16 protein-coding genes and 1 tRNA gene are annotated in these 20,980 nt (G+C 55.9%); 4 read left to right on the forward strand and 13 right to left on the reverse strand.

The features are described 5' to 3' along the window. Positions 1–122: 122 nt before the first annotated feature. The 5 genes from OZX72_RS08560 to ftsY all read right to left on the reverse strand — a co-directional run bounded on the left by OZX72_RS08560 (position 123) and on the right by ftsY (position 9,328). Positions 123–2,159 (reverse strand): isopeptide-forming domain-containing fimbrial protein, encoded by a 2,037-nt coding sequence (locus OZX72_RS08560; protein ID WP_277158272.1) that lies wholly within the window; start codon positions 2,157–2,159, stop codon positions 123–125. Positions 2,160–2,273: 114 nt separating this feature from the next. Then, entirely contained in the window at positions 2,274–5,435 is a 3,162-nt protein-coding gene (locus OZX72_RS08565) for a hypothetical protein (RefSeq protein WP_277158273.1), read from the reverse strand. A gap of 546 nt (positions 5,436–5,981) precedes the next feature. Continuing rightward, positions 5,982–6,320 (reverse strand): P-II family nitrogen regulator, encoded by a 339-nt coding sequence (locus OZX72_RS08570; protein WP_277158274.1) that lies wholly within the window; start codon positions 6,318–6,320, stop codon positions 5,982–5,984. Next, positions 6,320–7,615 (reverse strand): ammonium transporter, encoded by a 1,296-nt coding sequence (locus tag OZX72_RS08575; RefSeq protein ID WP_277158275.1) that lies wholly within the window; start codon positions 7,613–7,615, stop codon positions 6,320–6,322. The genes OZX72_RS08570 and OZX72_RS08575 overlap by 1 nt, the downstream gene beginning before the upstream one ends. Before the next feature lie 378 nt (positions 7,616–7,993). After that, positions 7,994–9,328 carry a signal recognition particle-docking protein FtsY gene (ftsY, locus tag OZX72_RS08580; RefSeq protein ID WP_277159422.1) on the reverse strand — a complete coding sequence of 445 codons (1,335 nt, stop codon included), beginning with the start codon at positions 9,326–9,328 and terminating at the stop codon, positions 7,994–7,996. A 151-nt stretch (positions 9,329–9,479) separates the two neighbouring features. On the opposite strand from ftsY, the gene OZX72_RS08585 reads away from it, so the two are divergent. Both OZX72_RS08585 and OZX72_RS08590 read left to right on the forward strand, forming a co-directional pair. After that, positions 9,480–10,244, forward strand: coding sequence for a TetR/AcrR family transcriptional regulator (locus OZX72_RS08585; protein ID WP_277158276.1), 765 nt, complete (start codon positions 9,480–9,482; stop codon positions 10,242–10,244). 177 nt (positions 10,245–10,421) lie between these two features. Continuing rightward, positions 10,422–11,459: a glycosyltransferase family 2 protein gene (locus OZX72_RS08590; protein ID WP_277158277.1), complete on the forward strand. Its 1,038-nt coding sequence runs from the start codon at positions 10,422–10,424 to the stop codon at positions 11,457–11,459. Between the two features lie 367 nt (positions 11,460–11,826). Here the strand turns inward: OZX72_RS08590 and OZX72_RS08595 are convergent, their stop codons facing one another. Beyond that, positions 11,827–13,758, reverse strand: coding sequence for a C69 family dipeptidase (locus OZX72_RS08595; protein ID WP_277158278.1), 1,932 nt, complete (start codon positions 13,756–13,758; stop codon positions 11,827–11,829). Positions 13,759–14,799: 1,041 nt separating this feature from the next. Continuing rightward, a tRNA-Lys gene (locus OZX72_RS08600) sits at positions 14,800–14,872 on the reverse strand. Here OZX72_RS08600 and OZX72_RS08605 point away from each other — a divergent pair. Beyond that, entirely contained in the window at positions 14,858–15,205 is a 348-nt protein-coding gene (locus OZX72_RS08605) for a hypothetical protein (RefSeq protein WP_277158279.1), read from the forward strand. The two genes, OZX72_RS08600 and OZX72_RS08605, sit on opposite strands and share 15 nt — an antisense overlap. A 28-nt stretch (positions 15,206–15,233) precedes the next feature. On the opposite strand, the gene OZX72_RS08610 is transcribed toward OZX72_RS08605, so the two are convergent. The 6 genes from OZX72_RS08610 to OZX72_RS08635 form a co-directional block, all read right to left on the reverse strand. Then, complete coding sequence (locus OZX72_RS08610) at positions 15,234–15,572, reverse strand: DUF1516 family protein (RefSeq protein WP_277158280.1); 339 nt, start codon at positions 15,570–15,572, stop codon at positions 15,234–15,236. Between the two features lie 288 nt (positions 15,573–15,860). Further along, positions 15,861–16,220: a DUF1516 family protein gene (locus OZX72_RS08615; protein ID WP_277158281.1), complete on the reverse strand. Its 360-nt coding sequence runs from the start codon at positions 16,218–16,220 to the stop codon at positions 15,861–15,863. A 138-nt stretch (positions 16,221–16,358) separates the two neighbouring features. Continuing rightward, the gene (locus OZX72_RS08620) at positions 16,359–16,631 is read right to left on the reverse strand and encodes a type II toxin-antitoxin system YafQ family toxin (protein ID WP_277158282.1); all 273 of its coding nucleotides are present in this window, start codon (positions 16,629–16,631) and stop codon (positions 16,359–16,361) included. Further along, positions 16,624–16,878 (reverse strand): type II toxin-antitoxin system RelB/DinJ family antitoxin, encoded by a 255-nt coding sequence (locus OZX72_RS08625; protein WP_277158283.1) that lies wholly within the window; start codon positions 16,876–16,878, stop codon positions 16,624–16,626. The genes OZX72_RS08620 and OZX72_RS08625 overlap by 8 nt, the downstream gene beginning before the upstream one ends. A gap of 164 nt (positions 16,879–17,042) precedes the next feature. Next, positions 17,043–18,092 (reverse strand): NAD(P)-dependent alcohol dehydrogenase, encoded by a 1,050-nt coding sequence (locus OZX72_RS08630; RefSeq protein ID WP_277158284.1) that lies wholly within the window; start codon positions 18,090–18,092, stop codon positions 17,043–17,045. Between the two features lie 460 nt (positions 18,093–18,552). Further along, positions 18,553–19,503 carry a DUF1524 domain-containing protein gene (locus tag OZX72_RS08635; RefSeq protein ID WP_277159423.1) on the reverse strand — a complete coding sequence of 317 codons (951 nt, stop codon included), beginning with the start codon at positions 19,501–19,503 and terminating at the stop codon, positions 18,553–18,555. Between the two features lie 199 nt (positions 19,504–19,702). On the opposite strand from OZX72_RS08635, the gene OZX72_RS08640 reads away from it, so the two are divergent. Further along, on the forward strand, positions 19,703–20,770 hold the full coding sequence (locus OZX72_RS08640) for a LacI family DNA-binding transcriptional regulator (protein WP_277158285.1): 1,068 nt from the start codon (positions 19,703–19,705) through the stop codon (positions 20,768–20,770). Positions 20,771–20,980 lie beyond the last annotated feature (210 nt).

Below are 20,980 nucleotides of genomic sequence, written 5' to 3' on the forward strand. Positions count from 1 at the left end.
TGCGCAGCACAGAAACCAAAACTTGTTCATTTTTGCCAATCCGTGCTGCGCGCTTGTAATTTTATGGATATTACTAGCTCAAAATCATCAAAATCCGATGATTTCAACGCTTTGCCAGCTCATTACTCCTGACGTAAACGGCGACGGACCATGATCAGCGTGCCTGTGGCCACAGCCAGCAGCACGATGACAAGCAGCGCAAGGACGATGCCCGCACCACCGGTCAACGGGAGCTGAGAAATGGAAGTGATGGCCAAAACCACAATCGGCTTGTCGCTCGAAACGGCCGTAGCGTGCGGCGCAACCAAGTTCCAGGAGTCGCTTTCGTTGGTATAGATGGACTTTGCGGCATTGGCTGCGTCGGCCTCAACATGCACCTTGAATACGGGCATGAAGGTGTCGGAGTAACCGGCCGGACGGGTGAGCTCCCTGACGGAGTAATCGCCCTTGCCCAGGCCGTCGAACGTCAACTTGCCGTCGCTGCCAACCTCAAGGTCAGAAACGAAAGCGTTGTTACTAGCGTTCTGCGCGGCAACCAGCTTGTAATGGCCGTCGCCCAGCTTGATGAACTTGAGCGCGTCTGCCATGGCAGACCCTTCACCCGCTTTTGCCCCGGATGGCTTGGCATCGGCCGCGAACAGCTGGTACTTCACGCCCGTCAGCCCGCCGATGGCGTCCCGCGCAGCCTCATCCTTGGCATTGTCCCACGCCAGCTTGGGCTTGGTAACGACCGAGAACTTGCGGAAGCTCGCCACGGAGGCCGGGTTCTCCGGGCTGGTGGCATTGGAGGCGAGGGAGCCGTTGCCCGTGCCGTCGGAAACCACATTGCCGCTGGCCGGGTCAATGGTGGCGACGGTCGGATCGCCGGAATTGGCGGCGCTGGGCTGGTTGTTGACGTCGCTCGAATAGCTGAGCGTCGCGCCGTTCTGCAGTTGGCCGCCGTCGGCGTCATCCGTGATCGACATCGTGTAGGTGATGACTATCGAATCCCGATAACGGAACTTCAAGATGCTCGGCGAAAGGTCGAAAACCACGTAATCGGTGGAATCGTCGCCAGGAATATCCTTGAACTGCCCACCGGCCGCGGCATGGGCGGTCACTTTGTAGTCGCCGTTCGCGGCGCTGAGCTGGGTGGTGCCCACCATCACTTTTTCGGAACCGGAGACGAAATGCAGGCCGAGCTGCGCAGGCCGATCGACCATGGTGTAAATATAGCGGCGGAAGCCGGTGGTCAGCGGAACACTGCCGGTGAGCTTGTAATGCATTTCGCCGCCGATGGAAGCGTTGTTGATCTTATCGGTATCAAGCGCTTTGTCGACTGTCGGCGCATCGTTCTTCATATCGACCACGCCGAGCGTCTCGTTGGAGGCGCCGATCTTGTTGTAGGCAACGCCATCGGAAGTGATGGCGGTACTTACGAGCATCGGGATGGAGTTGCCGGCGGCCTTCGCAGCAGCAGCCGAACCGGATTTGCCGGTCATGCCAGCAGCGCCCGCTTCGCCGGTGACGTCGTCGACCATATAGATGCCTGGCAGCAGGCCGGAAATACTCACGGTCATCTTGTCACCGGCAACCGTAGCAGCAGAAGAATCGGTAGGCTGTGCCGCAGCGGCACCCAGCAAAGTTCCGAACTTCGCGCTGTAGAAAACGTTGCTGACGAACTGGCGCAGCTTTCCATCCCAAGCGTGACCAAGGCCACCGTTGTTGGAAGTCGTGTCATCATTGGTGGTGTCGTCGTTCGCTTGCCCTGAGAAGCCGAGCCATTTGGCCGCAACCTCGCCGACGGGGTTGCCTTGATAGTGCACGTCCGCGTCGCCGCCCTTGACCTCCCGCAACGCGGTGGTGGCTTCGGCGGTAATCTGCGGGTCGGTGCCCACGGACACGGCGTTCAGCACGCCCGTCGTTCCGTCGCCGTTCGCAGTACCTTTGACGTTCGCGTAGGTACCGATACGCACGGCCTTGAACTGATGCCCTTCGAGCATGGATTTGTCACCTTGGATGGTGATGGTCTCGCCCGTGTATGACCCCGCGATGGCAGTGGGCACGGAGATGGCCCCGTCCCCCTCTGCGTTCGCAGCACCCATCGGGGCCACTGCCAGCAGCGTGGCGGCGGCAAGTGCAGCCCCTGCTAGCTTGTGTATGGTGGTTTTAAAACTCATATCCCTTGTCTTTCTTTCCTCACTTGGTACGGATATTGGTTATCGGCCTTTGTCGCCTTTGCTCCCAAAGGTTTCGTCAGGTCAAATCTTTAAATATGTGACGTTTCGGCGAACTCACCGCTTAGCGTGCACCCCGTGATGCAACTGTTGCCCTCCGGCATGCACTCCGACCTTCTTCTTGAATTGGGTCAGGTAGACGTATCCCGCAACGCTCACGATTGCAACGGCAGCCGCGACGACAAGCAGCCACCAATGCCGCCACCCGGTGAACGGCAGCGCCGAAACCGGCTCGGGCTCGTCCAACGAGGCAGTTATCGCATCGGACTGATTGCCCAGCTCGTTGCCCGAAAGCTCGGCAAGCGTGTTGATGTTGTAGACGAAGTCCAGCGTTCCGGCTCGGTCCATCGAGGTGATGGTCAAGCGCCCCGGCGGCATGAACGTCGGAACGTCGACATGCCATTTCGCATCCTTGTCGGTGGTGGTGCTGGTTTCGTCGCCGTCCGGCCAAGTCACAGTGACGTGGTTGCCCTCCATCCCCGTGAGCTTGCTGACCGGTGTCGGGTCGATGCCGGTGTGGGCGGTATCGGTCACTGTGCCGGAAATCCCGTCCGCACGGCTCACCGAGGTGACCTGAACGGCCGTCGGATAAGTGTCGATCAACTGGTTGCGCACCTGCCCGAAGGTCAGCACGTGCGTGTCCGAATTATCAAGCACTGCAACGATGGTGAACAGAATCTTTCCAGCATCCTTACCTTGCGTGAAGGTCGATACCGGTCCTTGCCAAGTCCAATCGGTGAGCCAATGCCCGCTGCCCTTATCCTGATGTTGCTTTTGACCGGCAGCGTCGAGCGGGCCGAAATCCTTCAGCAAATACGTTTCGGCAGGCGGCCGAGGGTTGCTCGGGTCGTCGTAAGGCTGGCCGGTTACTGTATCGTGATGAATCGGCTGGGATTGCGCCACCGCGTAAAGCTTGAGGCCGTCGTTCGAATTCATCGTTTCTGCGGAACCTTTGATACTCACTTTCGCGCCGGCGGGCATCTCGCTTTCCCCGGACGCGTTGCGCACCGTGTGCGGCACCGTAATCTGCTTGATTTCGGGGTTCTTGTTCATCTCAAGCTGGAAATTGCCCTGCACGACGTTCGAGAAAAGCGAGGAAATCTGGAACTCGCTGCTCTCGGTTTGCCAAGCATGGTAGCGGATGGAATGCTGCAGGTTCGTGTCAATCCTGCGCGGGTCGGTGATGGACCACGTGCCGTCGGCGCCAACCTTGACGGAACCGATTCTGACGCCACGTGTCACCGGGTCGTTCGGCTTGTCGAGATTGATGATATGCGACTGGTCCTCGGCAAAGAGCGTCACCGTATCGCCCGGAATCCCGGTGCCGGTGACGGTGCGCGAAGAGGTCGGCACATAACCGTCGAACTGATTAATCATCGGCGCGGCTGGCCTCGGGATGCTGTAGTCGGCGAACGCGGTGTCGATGGTCCAGCCGGTGGCCAGCAACTTGTTGGTCTCTTCCTGCGACATGCCCTCCCTGACGGTCAGCGGTTGGGCAGGGTCGGCATTGTTATAAAGCGGGTTGTAGGCATCGTGGACGCTCAGCGTCTGTCCGCCGGTCGGCGTGTTCTGCACCACGCAGCCTTGGTAGGCCGCGGCACTCAACTGGTCTTTGACGCCGGGATTGGTGGTGATCGGCCAGGTCACGAGCTTGAAATAACCGTCAAGTTTGTCGGCCTTTTTGATGGCACCGAAATCGATGTCGCCCTTGGCGTCCTGTAGGATCTTGGGATTCGTTCCCGCGCCCGGCACCATCAGATGATTGGGATTGGAGTTGTGCCAGGCGTTATTCGGGCTGTTCAGGGCCGCATAGCTGTCGTTGCCGCCATAATCGGTGTATTGCTGCTGTCCGTCGACGCGTACCGCGGTGGGGGTCAGCGATTGCACCGGCACCCAATCCTTGCCGCCCTTGAGGCCGAACCACTGATAATAAAACGAGGTGTTCACCGAGCAGGGATACTGCGAGTTCCAACGGCTGGCGATGTTGTACCAGAAGACGAAGAACGAGTTGGCCGGGGCCACACCCGCGCCAGTGCCCTGACTCGGGAAGCCGTAGTCGGTCACCAGGCCCCAGTTGGCCTGACCGCTGCTCCACAGGTTGGGGTGCGCATCAAAGCCGATATGAGAAGTTGGCCCGTTGCACTGCTGCACCTTTTGCTCTGCCGTGCCCGACCCCCAATTGCACTGGTTGGCGTACATATACGCGGGCACACCTTCGCTGATATTGGTGACATAGCGCGAATCAAGCGACGAATAGTAATACGTTCTGTAGTTATTGACCGGCGTCTTGCCGTTCATCTGTCTGCCCGGCGCGGCCACCGCGTAGACGTACTGGTCGTATTCGGTACCGCCGACGTTGGTCGGATCCAGCGTCTTGCCGGTGTAGGAGAGGTCGCCCTCAATCGAAATGGTGAGGTAATCGTAGTCGCCGGAGACCAGGACGTTGTGGATAGTGTAGAACTCACCCTGATTGCTCGCCCAGTTGACGGCGGCCTGCTGCGCATCCGCGTTGGTGTCGCGGTCGCTGTCGCCGCCGTAGGTGTTGAGGTACGGGAAACTGGTCAGCTGCGTGTTGGGGTTGGTGCCGGGCGCTCCGTATTGCGAGACCAGCATCTGCATGCCGCAGTCGATTTGAGGGTTCTCTCCACTGGCATACTTCTGCCTGCTCTTGCCGTTGCCGCCGTAATCGGAGGCATCCTTCATCGCCACGCAATTGGGGTTCACCATCCCGTGCGGCATACGCAGCACGAAGTCGATGCGCAGCTCGTCGTCGACGCCGTCACCTTGCATCTTGTTGTTATTGGCGAGGAACTTGTAGAGTTTGGGCTTGCAATCGACCCGCTTGTCTGCGGGAATCGTGCTGGTGGCGTCTTGCACGCACAGCTGCGGATAATCGTCGATCGTCACGTCGTTTCCGGCGTCGGGAGCCTCGTTATTGCCCGAGAAAAGATTGGCCACCCCGTCCTGCGTTGCGGCGACGTTTTGGGTGGCCGTTGTATCTCGCGTCATAGCTTCCTGAGCTGTAGTCGCATCCTGCGCCGCGACGTTTTGCGCAAAAGTATTGATATTACCGGAAACAGCGGTGGCGACATTCGGGCTCAGCGCACCTCCCAACAGCAACGACACTGCAATGGCCACTGCCGCAAGCAAACGGCCACGGCGCGAGATTGCGGCTGGCTTTTCAGAGATTTGTTTATTTATAAAATCGTTCGACTTCATCGCAATCACCTCCCCAACATCGGATGACATCGAAATTTAAAGTTTTATATTTATTCGCATATGCGTATAAATGTCATTCTTTTCAAGTTCAATCCATCAAATTGTCGTTCCAGGCAACACGCGCGTTTACCGATAAGCACCACGCAAGGAAATAAACGGATACTAGTGTGCGAGTTTCATAAGACATGCAAATTCAATATAAATTAGACATATTTAAACACATATATGATATTTGTCTCATTTTAGAACCGAGCCTCACAGCACAGTTATTCACACACATTCTCTTATTTTGCAACATTAGTCAAATATCCTACGATGAATATTTATGCTGAATATATCTACCAACTGAACATAAAATGTTATATTTTGTGTTATTTGAAATGTGATATTGCTAATAAAACATCAAACGTTTTATTCCTGCCAGCAAATTTTGTTTTCTGCCAGCGACGCAAAAAGGCACCGATCAATTGACCAGTGCCTTTGTAATTTTTAATTTTCGAACGACTGAACTAATAACTTTTCATCATTTGGCTTTGAGCCTGTCTTTTATATGGCGTCGACGTCCGTTTCGCCGGTACGCACGCGGGTGACCGAATCGAGCGGGAGGACCCACACCTTGCCGTCGCCGATGTTGCCGCTGCGCGCGGTTTTTACGATGATGTCAACTAACGGATCGGCGTCGGCGTCGCGCACCGCCACCTCGACGCGAATCTTGGGGATGAGGTTGACCGAGTAACTAGCGCCGCGATAGACCTCAGTGTAGCCGTGCTGCTCGCCGCAACCGTTGACTTCACTGACCGTCATACCCTCGACGCCGGCGGCCGCAAGGGCTTCTTTAACCTCGTCGAATTTCTGTGGCTGAATAATCGCTGTTATCAGTTTCATTACTTCATCTCCTTCAGGAGAGCGGTAGCCTTACCTGCAAAATCGTACGCGCTCTCGCCTTGGTCGGCAAGGTCGACGCCATTCAATTCCTGGTCCTCGTTCACCCTCCAGCCGATGGTCTTCTGCAGGATGAAGGCGATGACGAACGTGACCACGGCGGAGTAGATGACCGCGGCGAGCGCCACGATTACCTGCACCGCGAGTTGGCGCCAGCTGCCGCCGGTGAAGAGGCCGGTGCCTTGGCCGAAGAAGCCGATGAGGATGGTGCCGGTCAGGCCGCCCACGCCGTGCACGCCGACCACGTCGAGGGAATCGTCATAGCCAAAGCGGAACTTCAAACCGCAGGCCAGGCAGGTCAGTACGCCGACGATCGCGCCGATGACGATGGCCCAGAGCGGGGAGACCACATCGGCGGCAGGGGTGATGCCGACCAAGCCGGCCACCATACCCGAGGCCGCGCCGACCGCCGTGTAATGGCCCGTGCGAATCTTTTCGGTGAAGCCCCAGGTCAGCATTGCCGCGGCGGCGGAAAGCGAGGTACTCACCCACGCGTAGCCAGCGGTGCCGTTGGCTGCGAAGGCGGAACCGGCGTTGAAGCCGAACCAGCCGAACCAGAGCAGGAACGCGCCGAGCATGACGAAGGGGACGTTGTGCGGACGGATCGGCGCCTTGCCGAAGTCCTTGCGCTTGCCGATCAGGAGAACGATAACCAGCGCCGCGACTGCCGCGTTGATATGGACGACGGTGCCGCCGGCGAAATCGTGAACTGGCGCACCGATGAACTTGGAAATCGGACCATCCGGCGAAAGCAGTCCGCCGTTCCAGACCATGTGGGCCATGGGTGCGTAGTCGATCGTGACCCAAATGGCCACGAAAATCATCCACGTACTGTATTTGATACGTTCCGCGAGTGCGCCGGAAATCAGGGCGACGGTAATCATCGCGAAAGCAAGCTGGAAGGCAACATCGATGCTCACCGGGTATTTGTTGCCGTTCGGCGTGAGGCCAGTGGCGGTGAAGATGCCATCCTTGCCGGCTTTCATCGTGTCGCCAAGCAGGAATCCGGAGGCTGGGTCACCGAAGATGCCGCCGATATCCTTGCCACCCCAGGAAATCGACCAGCCCCAGAGGGCCCAGACTATCGTGCTCACCGCGAGCGCGCCCGCGGAAAGCATGAGCATGTTCAGCACCGCCTTGCGGCGCACCATGCCTCCGTAGAAGAACGCCACCGCGGGCGTCATCAGAAAGACGAGCGACGTCGCGACCAACATCCATGCGGCATTTCCAGTATCCATTTCGCGTTTCCTCTCCTCCGGTCTGTCTGCGCGCCGGGGCTCGACGCGTTCGGAACCGTATGGGGCTATGAAACACGGAAGACGTAAGGAGAAGTTTGACGCGAGATTACGGCGATGTAAAACTCAGAAGACTATCGAAACATGATGGTTACGTTCATCCAGAAATGATGCGGAAGAGATAATCCCGGCCGCAATCATTTCGGCAGCATTCTAAGCGCAAAAATCGGGCCAGAATGCGCTCAAATTCTTAGAATACCTATCGAATGTTTGAATTTCACGCTGACTAAGTGACAAGCAGTGGACCAATATGCAAGCGGCCGCGCACCAACCTATTCTGGATGATATGCGGCCGCCGTACGTTAACGCTGGACTCGCGACTCAGGCGAGAATGCCGTCGACGAAACCTTCTGGGTCGAAGGGGGCGAGGTCGTCGGGACCTTCGCCGAGACCGACGAGCTTCACCGGAACACCAAGCTCCTGCTGTACGGAGATGACGATGCCGCCCTTGGCCGAACCATCGAGCTTCGAGAGCACGACGCCGGTGATACCGATGGCTTCCGCGAAGACCTTGGCTTGGGCCATACCGTTCTGTCCGGTGACCGCGTCGAGCACAAGCAGCACCTCGTCGACCGGCAGGTTCTTTTCGGTGACACGGCGAATCTTGCCGAGCTCATCCATCAAGTTCGCCTTGTTCTGCAGGCGACCGGCGGTGTCGATAATCAGAACATCGACGTTCTGCTCCTTGGCTTGCTTAGAAGCGTCGAACGCCACTGACGCCGGATCCCCGCCTTCCTTCTCGCTGCGGACGACCGGTACACCGACCTTCTGCCCCCAGGTCTCGAGCTGGTCGGCAGCAGCCGCGCGGAAGGTATCGGCGGCGGCGAGCATCACGCTCTTGCCTTCCGAGACGAAGAGGCGCGCGAGCTTTCCTGCGGTCGTGGTCTTGCCGGTGCCGTTGACACCGACCATGATGATGACACTCGGCTTCTTGGCATCGGGCTTGTTCGCGTTGAGTGCGCGGTCGGGTTGGGAATTGACCAAGTCAATGAGCTTGGAACGCAACGCCTCGCGCACAACCTTCGGATCGGAGGTACCGGTGATGCGGGCGTCGTTGCGCAGCTCGTCCACCAGCTTCTCGCTGGCCTCGCTGCCGACATCTGCCAACAGCAGCGTATCCTCGACGTCTTCCCAATCGGACTCGGAAAGTTGGTCCTTGGCGAGGATATTGAACAGCACTCGGCCGAACGGATTCGACGATTTGCTGAGCTTCTCCTTAAGCCGAACGCCACGCGATGCCTTGGGTTCCGGGGTTTCAACATCTGACTTTGAAGGAGCCTCTTCCTTCAAAGCACTTGTAGCAGAAGAATCAGGCTTAATCTCGCCCTTCTTCGCTTTGGGACTTTCTTTGGTTTTGTTTTTGGCACCAGTCTTGTTTTTGGCGCTTGACTTTTCCTGAGAGGAAGATTTGCTCGCAGCACCCTTCTTATCATTGGGTTTCTGAGCACTCTTTGCCTGAGAACTCCCCTTGGCACCACTCTTCCCCTGCGGGCTTTCCTTGCCACCGCTCGTTTCGTCGGCTTCAGTACCTTTCACGTCTTCGGAAACGTTGGCATTCTGCGCATCGGCGGCATTTTTCTTGTGCGAATGCGACACCAACACGGCCAGAGCAATAAGCACGACGGCGACGACAACAAGCGCCGCGACGATCAGCATCGGATTGATAATAAGACTCATGCTTCAAGATTATTGGCGAGGCCCGACGCAAGCGCATACCCAAACAGGGGTATTTAAAATCAAACTCCCTGAGTGAAGCCAATCTCATTTAAATACTTACGTTTGGGTGTGCATCACCTACAATATAACTATGTCGAATGCTTCCAGAATGACTTCGTACCAGCGCCGAGAACAGCTCATCACCGTCGGGCGCGGGCTTTTCGCCGCCAAGGGCTACGAAGCGGTGAGCGTGGAGGAGATCGCCGCCGCCGCGAAGGTCTCGAAGCCCATTGTTTACGAGCATTTTGGAGGCAAGGAAGGGCTTTACGCCGTCATCGTCGACCGCGAAATGCAAAAACTGACCAGCACATTAATCGACGCACTTTCTGCCGGCGACATCCATCCGCGCCAAATCGTGGAACGTACGGCACTCGCGCTGCTTACGTATATAGAGGAGAACTCCGAGGGCTTCAATGTGCTCGTGCGCGACTCCCCCACCACCGATCCGGCCGGCTCGTTCAGCTCGTTGCTCGGGGACGTGAGCCTGCGCGTCGAGGAAATCCTTACGAGGGCGTTCAAACAGCACAAGCTGCCGGCGAAAGGCGTGCCGTATTATGCGCAAATGCTCGTGGGCATGACCGTTTTCACCGGGCAGTATTGGGCCGCGAACCAAAAGAAAATCAGCAAGGAACAGCTTGCCGCACACATCGTCAACCTCGCCTGGCACGGACTTTCGCGCCTTGAAGCCAAGCCGAAGCTGCAGTTCGAGAATGATCTGAACGGCAAGGGCGATAATAAAGATGGCGCCGAAAACACTGACACCGAAGATTCTGTTGTCGAAGGCATCGACGCCAAAGACGTTGATGCCAAAGACGCCAGCAATGGCAATGATTCCCACGATGCCAAATCCGCATAATCCCAAAAGCCGCCAACAAATTAGATAGTAATAAATAATCAAACCAATAACACTTTTGACGCAACTTACGGAGAAAGTGACGCAATTCATGCGCCCAGTCCCTTCATTCTCGGGATTGCATGGTAAATTGGGCTTGTTCGCCGCACCAACGCAGCGAATATCCACTAACGAGGAACCATGCCGCAAACTAGCTCGAAAACGCTTACTTTCGTTGTGCCCGCGTTCAATATGGACACCTACCTTGAGCGTTGCGTCTCGTCGCTGACCGCAAATCCCGACAGCGACGACATCGAAGTGCTCATCGTCGACGACGGCTCTTCGGACGGCACCCCGGAGCTCGCGGACAGGCTTGCGGCTTCGAAACCCGGCATCATTCATGTCATCCACCAGAAAAACAAAGGGCACGGCGGGGCGGTCAACACCGGCATCGCCAACGCTGAAGGCATGTACTTAAAGGTCGTCGACGCCGATGATTGGGTAGGTGCGGAATCCCTTAAGCAGCTCATGGACGTAATGCGTCGACAGCGCGGGGCCAGCGAGCCGATTGACATGTTCGTCACCGATTACGTTTACGACAAGGTCGGCAAGAAACGCAAGCACGTCGTCAAATTCGACAATGTGATGGAGGCGGACCGGCGGCTTAGCTGGGACGATCTCAAGCATTTCGGCATCGCACAATACATGATTATGCATGCGCTGATTTTCCGTACGGAAGTCCTGCGGGCGGCGCAGACCCAGCTCCCCGAGCACACCTTCTACGTCGATTTCATCTACGCCTACCAGCCGTTCCCGTGGGTCAAATCGCTCATGTATATCAGCACGCCGCTCTACCACTACTTCATCGGGCGCGACGGGCAGAGCGTGCAGACCGACGTGATGATTCGGCGTGTGGACCAGCTCGTGCGCGTCAACCGCGCAATGGTCGCCGCCACCCCTGAGCGTGGCAACGTGCCCGACGGGCTTTATCGCTATATGATTCATTTCCTTTCCATCGAGAGCGTGGTGGCGAGCGTCTTCCTCATTCTTTCGCGCAACCCCGCGAATTACCAGATCAAGCGGGAACTTTGGGAACATCAGCGGGCCGTTTCCCCGCGAATCGCACGCGATGTACGGCGGCAGCTACCTTCCCGGGCCATCAACCTGCCAGGCTCTGTAGGCCGTTGGATTATCCGTATGGGATATCACGTTGCGGAAAATATCATCGGATTTAACTAAATTTTGCTATACAATCGCTTCCACCCACACCACATGAGTTTCAACGATAAATATAGCCTATCAAAAGCTGAATCCCAAGTGTGCGATGTACTGAATACATCGGTCGGCACACCACTCGTCCGCACAATAAAGTCGGGCAAATAAGCTTTAGCAGACGATGCCGAAACCGATAGGGCTTGTGTATGGTCCTTTCTGTTAAGCCGCGAGCCGGTATCCGATTGATTCGGGTACCGGCTCGATGGGTTTTCAAGACTGCGACAGGTTCAAAACCAAATAAGACACAGCAAGTGCGAAATGGCACGCCAGACGAAAGCTCACAACGGGTAATGCTGTGGCTACGTTTCGTCACAAATATCCGTGGATTCCCTCACTGCGGGCGGTCTGAAAGCGCGAAAGCGTTGTTCATCAAATCGCTCGAGGTGAATAGCACCTTGCCGAGCAGTTGCTGATTTCGCGCCTCAAGGTAATCGGACATGCGCTGGTTCGCCACCTCCATAATTCGACGGGCCTCATCCACACCCGATGTCTTGTCCAGCTTCGCATCGGCTTCGGCGACGAAGGCATGGCCATGGCTGGCGATGTCCTCGCGGAACGCTTCGATGGCGTTGCTGTTGGCGTCGAAATGCGCGTCCGCGATGACCGCGATGAGGCGGCTGGTCCAGTAAAGCGTCGAGGTGGAAACCTCGCCTGTGGTCTCGCGAAGGTAAGCCGGAGTTCGCCCAACGTTGGTATAGAACGGCGCGACACAAGTGGTGGGCTGCGAGCCGAACGCCAGCCACATCACAGAACGGAAAGTTTCGGGCTCGTACCCACGAATCTGCATAATCGCGAGATGGCCGGTTCTGCTGATGCCGATCGGGCGATAGCGGTGGCGGGTCTCGGGAGTACCGAGGCGGCCGTAGGGATCGTAAGGCGTGTCCTCATAATGCGAACTCAACACGTTATCCATGTCCTCGACGCTCACCTTGGTCTCGGGCACGCGGCACCAAGGAATGTCATCGGAAATCGGCGTATAGCGGGCGTTCGGCGAATCCCAGTCGTCGCTCGGATTCAGACAGCGCTGCATGTACCAGGCACGCGGGGTGTTGTAGATATGGTCCTTGGCTGTGGCCGTGCCGAAAATCTTGCGCGGGTTAAGATGCTTGAAATGCTCGGGCGTGGTGTCCATGCTGCGGTCGAGGTGATTGCTCATGATGAACTCGCGCAGGTCGGCGGAACACAGGTAATCGCGCTTGTCACCAAGGCTCTCGTCGAGCGCTTCGTCGAGGTCGAAATGGTCGAGTCCGAGCTGGTTGGGAATGGCGGCATAGCAGTCGTCGGGCACGCGACGGGCAATCCAGTGGTGGCCGCCGATCGTCTCGACGTACCAGACTTCGTCGGCATCGGAAATACTCACGCCGTTCGATTCGTAGGTGCCGTAACGCTCCAGCAGTGAGCCAAGACGTATTACACCTTCGCGGGCGGTGCTGACATATGGCAAGACCAACGTAATCAGGTCTTCCTCGCCGATACCACCGGGGACTTCGCGGCGAACGTCGGCAGTACTAGCGCCAGTTGCGGACACAACGTTAGCGGACGACGAAGCAGAAGCGGCAAAGTTAGCGGCGCTGGAAGTTGCGAGCGAACCAGCAGTCGTTTTCCCAGCAGAAGCAGCGGATGAACCGGTAACAGCGTTCCTAGCATCAGTAGCGGAGGCGACACCACTAGCCGATGACGCAGAAGCTGCAGATCTAGAGCCATCGGAATTACGGTTAAGATAAGCATCCAAACCACAATTGGCGATATCGTCGGCAACGTCGGAATCATACGGTTTCGGCTCACCCACCGAAGCCCAGAACGCCGCAACCGAAGGCTTGGCATTCGCATCGGCACCAGTGTCAGCAATGGAATCTCGGCCCGTGTTGACGCCGTCTCCGTTGGCAGCACCGACAACCACCGAACCACCGCGAACGGGAATGGTATGCAACACCACCATCGGATCTGCCCCGAGTACGCGTTCGTTGACGGCGATGGTCTCGGTCGCGCTCATGGCAACATTGCGGACGCTCACGCCAGCTTCGGCCAAAATCCCACGATTGCGCAGTGCGTTCGGCGCGATGAGATAGGCGCACGGGTTATCCGGAAGCTCGATTTCGACATGGCTCAGCACGCTGCGATAATGCCGAGGCTGGTCCTCCGGCCGCACCGCAACCAGACGCTTCGGGTCGTAGCGGCCGTGGCCGCTGTCATCGTCGCGCGCGATCATCGTCGAACCGTCGTAACTGGCATTTTTTCCTACAAGTAAAGTTGTGCAAGGCATACCTCAACCTTACTTTTCCCGCCAGAATTTACCACCGATATTTTGTAAAATTTCTACGTTCCCGCATAGCCGCGCGTCTGCACGTCTGCACGTCTGCAAATTAAATCAGCGTGCAGAAGGCCACGATTAATCCCCAAATGAATCCCCAAATTCACTGATCGGAGGGCCTTACTGCAAGCTGCCAAAATGTATTCTATTACAATTTATGCTTTAAATTGAGCAGACTATCGAAAATTTGTCTAATTAATCAGCGTCATCGTAAAGCTGCATTCGGAAACGAGTTGGCTGAAATGGTCTCCGGAAATCAGCAACACTTCGGACAGCATTCGCTAGCGACAACATATTACAAAACGTTTCGATATCCGATTTTGGTAGACTTTTTGCACTTCTCAAAACCCTAGTCCAACGTTTGCCGCATACATTACTCGAAAAGAAACGAATGGAATATTTGCCCGCGCCGATTTCGCAATCTTGCACCCAAAATACTAATAACCGATATAAACTATCTAAAATAACCTACTAACTTTTCTCCGTGAGCATATAATCGAATACCGCTTGTGATCTATATACTCCACTCACCCCTATTTTAACACCGCTCACCCACACGATTCCGCCACTCACCCTGTAAGTAGCATGTTTCCCGCAAGTAGTATGCCATTCGCCTTTTCACAACCTATAGCCCCTTTGAGCACCATCTCGTCCAAGAAGAGCCCGACCAGAATGTCACAGCTGCAACCGTTCAGCCATCACCGATACAACAGAAGTAACCGGATACAAACCAATGCGATCACCGAGTGCCACGTTCCCCATAAGATACTTACGCGTATGATACCCACGAGTATCTTATTAATGGCCGTAATGTGCACTTTGCAGATAGTAGAATCGTAATTTAGTAAATAGTGGTTCTATTCGTTGAAAATCCGGTTGGCAGCACTGTGATAACGCAACCGCTGTTATATAAACAAAGAAAGCTCATCGACGGGTTATAAGCCAAATCAGAAATAGCAATGACTCTTCAATTGAATCATCGGACAATCAAAGTGCCCCCCGTGGGACTCGAACCCACAACCCACGACTTAAAAGGACGCTGCTCTAACCATTGAGCCAGAGGGGCAACAAAACTTCATTATACAATCACTTCTCGATTTGCGTATCGGGTTTTGCGTGTCGCTGGCACAACTTCACATTCAGCACAAAGTACCGTTTATCTGTTCTGCGTGACTCTAACGCTGAAAAAGCGGCTTTTGCCAATGCTAAAATGCACTTTCTAGACGCTACCGTCAAAAAAGAGACTTTTATCGGCACTAAAGTGCACTTTTTCAATGCTACCGTCAAAAAAGGTACTCTTAGCCGCGCTAAAATGCACTTTCCCGACACCAACGTGGCTGAAGTGCGCCTGGCGATGTCACAGAAAACGGCGCTGCGACCGTCCATCCAAATCAGTTAACGTTTCGTTTACGCCAACAATCGCTTTCTCACCGTGTCGCCGGCGTCTTTCCGCGGTGCTTGCCACGCGCAAGCCAGAGGCCGAGCGCGAAAACGACGACACCGAAAAGCAGAGGCATCCAAACCGTCTGCAGCGGTGCTGCACCGTGAAGTCGATGGACGAACGCGACCTCGCACATACCGATGAGCCCAATCGCCGCAACAATCTTGACGATGGCCATCGGCCAGTTGGTACGCCAGGCGTGCGGAATCGTCGGCACCGCGCTCACCATCAGGACGATGTAGCAAACGCGCGCCACCATAGCCCAGTTCTCGACCATATTCTGCGGCCCGAGCACTCCGATAGTCATCGCAGCCAATGCCACCACTGCCGAAATAATATGCAGCCAACGCCAAACACGCATGTCTCTTCTCTCGTTTCTCCGGAAACTTCCGGAATCCTCCGAAATTACCCAATATTCAACAACCGCTTCGTAGCGATTTCATAACTAGATTAGACGAGAAAATATGCCACAATAATGATTTTTGAATGGATTTTCACCAAATCCGTCGCAAAAGTTGGCGTCCGAATGGGAATAAAAAGGCGAAGCGCCAGCAAAATGACACTTCGCCTTTATAAAAATAAAGCAGCGATTACTTTGCGAAACCCTGCTTTACTACAGCAGGACGAGCGGGAAACCATGGGAGACCACGAGACCGACCACCATGACCACAACGACAAGCGCGATCGGCAACCAAATGGCCATAGCCGTCGCCGTATCCTTGCTTTTCTTTGCGAAGCCGATTTCCGCCAGCGCAATCAGCACGACCGCAAGGATAATCTTCACCACCAACAGCACAGTGATATGCGGCCAAGCGTGCACAATCAGGAAAATGCCGCTCAGAATAATGAGAATGTAGCAGACGCGGGCAATCATCGCCCAGATCTTCGTCATCCTCACCGGCCCCAAAAGCCCCACGGCCACCGCGACGATCAGCACCACGCCGACAACCAAATGCATCCAAGACCAAACCATATCTACTCCCAACGGTAAGAAAAGTTATCAATAACGCTATAGCCCAATATATCGGCTGCCGTCCTCACTATCAACATTGCTCATCAAAGGCGTATCCAGCCGCAAAATGCAGATTCAAATCAATCTGCAGACAATCCGTCAAAGCAAACCGTCGTGACTTCCAGTTCGCGCAAGAATAATCTTTTCACCATCAACCCTATAAACAAGCAGCCAATCAGGAGCAATATGCAATTCCCTGAACGGCGAAAGATTACCAACCAGCCGATGATCCTTATATTGAGTCGTCAGTATCGTCGCATCTCCGCGACGAAGGACCTTCTCAACCTCGAGAAGTTTCGACATATCATAATGCTTACGCTTCAGCCGTTTTACATCACGCAGAAAGGCAGGGTTATAGGCAATTTCACGCATCGGCTATCAACCTCGCAAATGCGTCATCATCTTTGACTGCAATCACCGGTTCATCCATGGTTGACAAGACAGCATTTTCGAACGTTGGTGCTTTCGGTTCGAAAGGCAGACTTCTGGTATTGACGATTTGTTTGAGCGTCATATTAATCGCCGTGGTCAAATCAAGCCCTATCGATTCCAAGAGTTCTGTTGCCTCTTCCTTGAGCTCCTTATTAGTCCTAATCTGGATTCTTGCGTTCATATCCATAGTGGCCTCTTTAGAAATCATCGAAAGTACAATATAAGGTCATTGTACTCTAAATTAACCACATCGCATATTTTGAACATCATCTGTACACACCACGAAAAAGCGGGTGGCGAGACATTCGTTACGAACATCTCGCCACCCGCTAATCAGAACAGGTTTACCGCTCACTCACCCATGTGGGGAACGACTACGGCGCGCTTGGAGAGCTTGCCGTCGACCAGCTTGTGGTAGGCGTCGAGCGCGTTGTCCATCGAGTAGGTCTCCACCTCGGGGGTGATGAGGCCTTGACGATAGAGCGCGGCGACCTCGTGCAGCTCAGGCATGGAGCCCCAGTAGACGCTGGTGAGCTCCTGCTGCCACGGGTTGGTGTACCAGTCATAGGAAGCCTTGCCGCCGGCGATGCCGACGATGGTCACGCGCGAATCGATGGCGGAAGCGGCCTGCGCAGCGGCGATGGTCGGTGCGATGCCCACGAAATCGAAGGCTGCGTCAACGCCGCGGCCACCGGTGATCTTGCGGATGTTGGCAACTTCGTTCTCATCGCCCTCAACGACGATGGCTCCCTTCTCCTTGGCCTTGGCCATGGCTTCGGGCTTCATGTCGGTGGCGATGATGGTGGCGCCGGTGATGGCCTTCAAGATCTGGATAGCGATCTGGCCCAGGCCGCCGAGGCCGATGACCAGCGCGTACTTGCCGCCACCCTGCAGGTGCGGCAGCGCGGCCTTGATGGCGTGGTACGGAGTCAGCGCGGCGTCGGCGAGCGGGGCCGCGGCGATCGGATCGGCGTCGCCCAGCGGCACGAGGTTACGCGCAGGGACGGTCATGTACTCGGCCATGCCGCCGTCGCGTCCGAGGCCGATGGCCAGGGAATCGTTGGTGGCCATGTTCTCGCAGTAGTTCTCTTCACCTGCGACGCAGCGCTTGCAGTGGCCGCAGCCGGTGGGGCCGTAAACCAGATAGGCATCGCCCTTGTTGAAACCGGTGACTCCGGTGCCGACCTCTTCGACCCAGCCGGAGGTCTCATGACCGAGGATGAACGGAGGCTTGGTCTGATTGCCGGTCTCGGGGGTGTAGTCGCGGAACACGGAAACGTCGGAATGGCAGCAGCCAGCGCCAGCGACCTTCAGCAATACCTCACCCGGCCCTGGAGTCGGCTTGTCGACCTCCCTCAACGCGGGGAATGTCTTATACGCTTCGAACATAACGGCTTTCATAGCTGTTCCTTTCTTATCAGTGAGCCGGTGTGGGCAAGTTGTTTAACCACTTGCAAAAGCATTGAAGTGGAGTGCCCGAACATCGCTATCTTATCGTTTCTGCACCAACACTGGAACCGAATCGACGTAAGAAATTATACAGTTGTAATATTGGTTTAGCAAACGCTAGAATCGTTGGAATTTCAACGTTTTCTGGAGATGTATACAATATCACACAAAGGTCCGATAGCGTAATATTTATACGTTATTACGCTATTTGTGTGATATAGCTTGAAACCTTTGACGTACGATCCAACACCGCCAATCCGCCAGGAAAGGCTCGACGAAACCCATCATTTATGGCAATCATTCGAATAGCTGTACATCACTCGCGCCGACGTCTTATTGACAACCACCGCTATACATTCGCGAGCGATACTCGTCGCCTGCAGCCGAGGATCATCGCTCGCGGCAATCACAGTCATTCGCAGCCAACACCATCGTGGTCGCGATCCAAGGCGGCACGATAGCCGGGCTGACCGGCATAAATCGGAGCCTTGCCTGCGGCACGGACGGCGTCACAGTTCTGGTAGTAGACGTCGCCGCCACCTTGCCCAGCGGCGGGCGCGGCGGGAACCGGAGCCGGAGCGGGCGCGGGCGCAGCAGGCTGAGCAGAACCGGCATTCCCATTATTCGCCTGACCGGAATTTGCGGACCCGCCCGCAGCGCTGCCGTTCGACGCGCCGCTCTGAGACGCCACCCCGTTTTGGGCGAAGGGGCCATCATCTGCGGGAACAGTCTGCACCGGACAAGAAGCAAGCACGCGCTGCATCGCGGCCTTTTCAGCCTTGGTGACCCACAGATCATACTTGTGTTTCACGCCAATTTGCCGCGAAACGTACGAGCAGCGGTAAGACTTGTTCTTCGGCAGCCAAGTGGCCGCGTCGCCGTCGCTTTTCTGCTGGTTCGCAGGCCCGTCGACCGCCAGTAGGTTGTACGGGTCGTTGGCCATCTGCTTGCGCTGGTCGGCGGTTATCTTTTGCGCACCGGTCTGCCAAGCGTTGGAAAGCGCGACAACGTGATCGATCTGCACTTTGGCGGAAGTCTTCTTACCCTGCTTGAAGTGAATGGTCTTGCCGGTATACGGGTCATCGAGCGTGCCCGACATCACCTTGCAATCGTTGGTTCCTGCCTTGAACTTCTTGTCTTTGAGGTCGCGCCCCAGAATGTCGTTGCGGGTGTCGCACCCGTTGCGGTCCACGTCGGCCCAAGCACGCCCGAATTGCGTACGCTTGTACCCGGTTTTCGGCGCGCGCCCCTTGACCGGCAACGTATCAAGCACCGTCGTGGCCGCTTGTCCCCCCGCAGCCGTGGTATCCGCGAGCGCAGAATCAGGAGCAACGCCAATCGCGAGCGCCATGGCCAATACCATCGCCAACAAACCACCCCAAACAGCTCCCAAGGATTTCGAAGTTTTATTCACTAGATTCGCGTCTTTCATTTTCATCAATAATTACTACAATTCTATAACTTTTAAGTATTTTTCATTACCACAAACCAGCTAGGTAAAACGAATCACGAATGACACTTCAACCGCCGCCGAATCACGGGCGACAGTTATTATACAGAGCATGACCACAATCAAAGAGGTAGCCAAGAAGGCCGGGGCGTCGGTGACCGCCGTTTCGATGGCACTGAACCACCGCGAGGAAGGGCACGTCAAGAAGGAACTTGCCGAGCACATCCGCGAAACCGCCAAGAAAATGGGTTACCGTCCCAATCCTCTCGCCCGCTCCCTGCGCACCAGCCGCACGCATACCATCGGTTTCATCAGCGAGGAAATCGCGACTACCCCGTACGCCGGCGAGATGATTTTGGGCGCACAGGACGCCGCGAGCGAGCTGGGCTACATGATGCTTCTGGTCAACACCGACGGCAACGCCAACGAAGCCACCGAAATCGCCGCGCTCAAACGATACGGCGTGGACGGCTACCTTTACGCCAAAATGTATGACAGAGTTTCGAATATACCGAAGGCACTTTCCGGCGAACACACCGTCCTCATCGATGCCACGTCATCCGACGGGCGCGTACCGTACATCGTCCCCGACGAAGTCGCCATGGGCTATGACGCCACCACCTATCTCATCAAGTCCGGCGCCAAGCGCATCGCCTACATCGGCTGCAGCGAAAACCTGCTCGCCGAGCCGCTGCGCGTGCGAGGCTACGAAAAAGCGCTGAAAGACGCCGGCCGCCCAATCGACCCGGAGCTCAACGTCGGTATCAATAAAAACGACGGCGGGCTCAAAGCCGTCTCGGAACTTTTCGACCGCAAGCATCCCGACGCCTTCTTCTGCTTCAACGACGCCCGCACCTGGTACGTCTACCAATGCGCGGCACAGCGCGGGCTCGAGGTCGGCCGCGACATTTCCGTGGTCGGCATCGACAATAACCGCATCATCAAAGAGACCTTCGAGCCGCAGCCGACCACCATCGCACTGCCACATTACGAAATGGGCTATTGGGGCGCCCGCAAGCTGATCTCGATGATCGAAGACCGCGCTCTGGGCCCAGGCAAAAGCAAGAAAACCGTCGCCGCCATCCCGCCACTCGATGCGCCGAGCCCCGTGCGCATCCGTTGCACCTTGCTCGAGCGCGGTTCCGTGGCCAATCGCGGAACTACCGCCCGCAAAAAGTAATCGGGCACTCCCCTGCCTTCGGTTGCCATTGGCCTTTTCTTGCATCCACATCAAGCTATGCAAGAAAACGTTCACTGACGACCGATAAACAGCTACTTTCTTGCATATCGATTTTGCAATGCGAGAAGGTAGTCACTGACGACGGCTTAACGTCCGGTTTCCAACTTCCTTAATCCATTATGCAAAAAAATGGACACTGTCGGTCATTGA

It is taken from the genome of Bifidobacterium sp. ESL0769, assembly GCF_029395495.1.
Classification (GTDB): Bacteria; Actinomycetota; Actinomycetes; order Actinomycetales; family Bifidobacteriaceae; genus Bifidobacterium.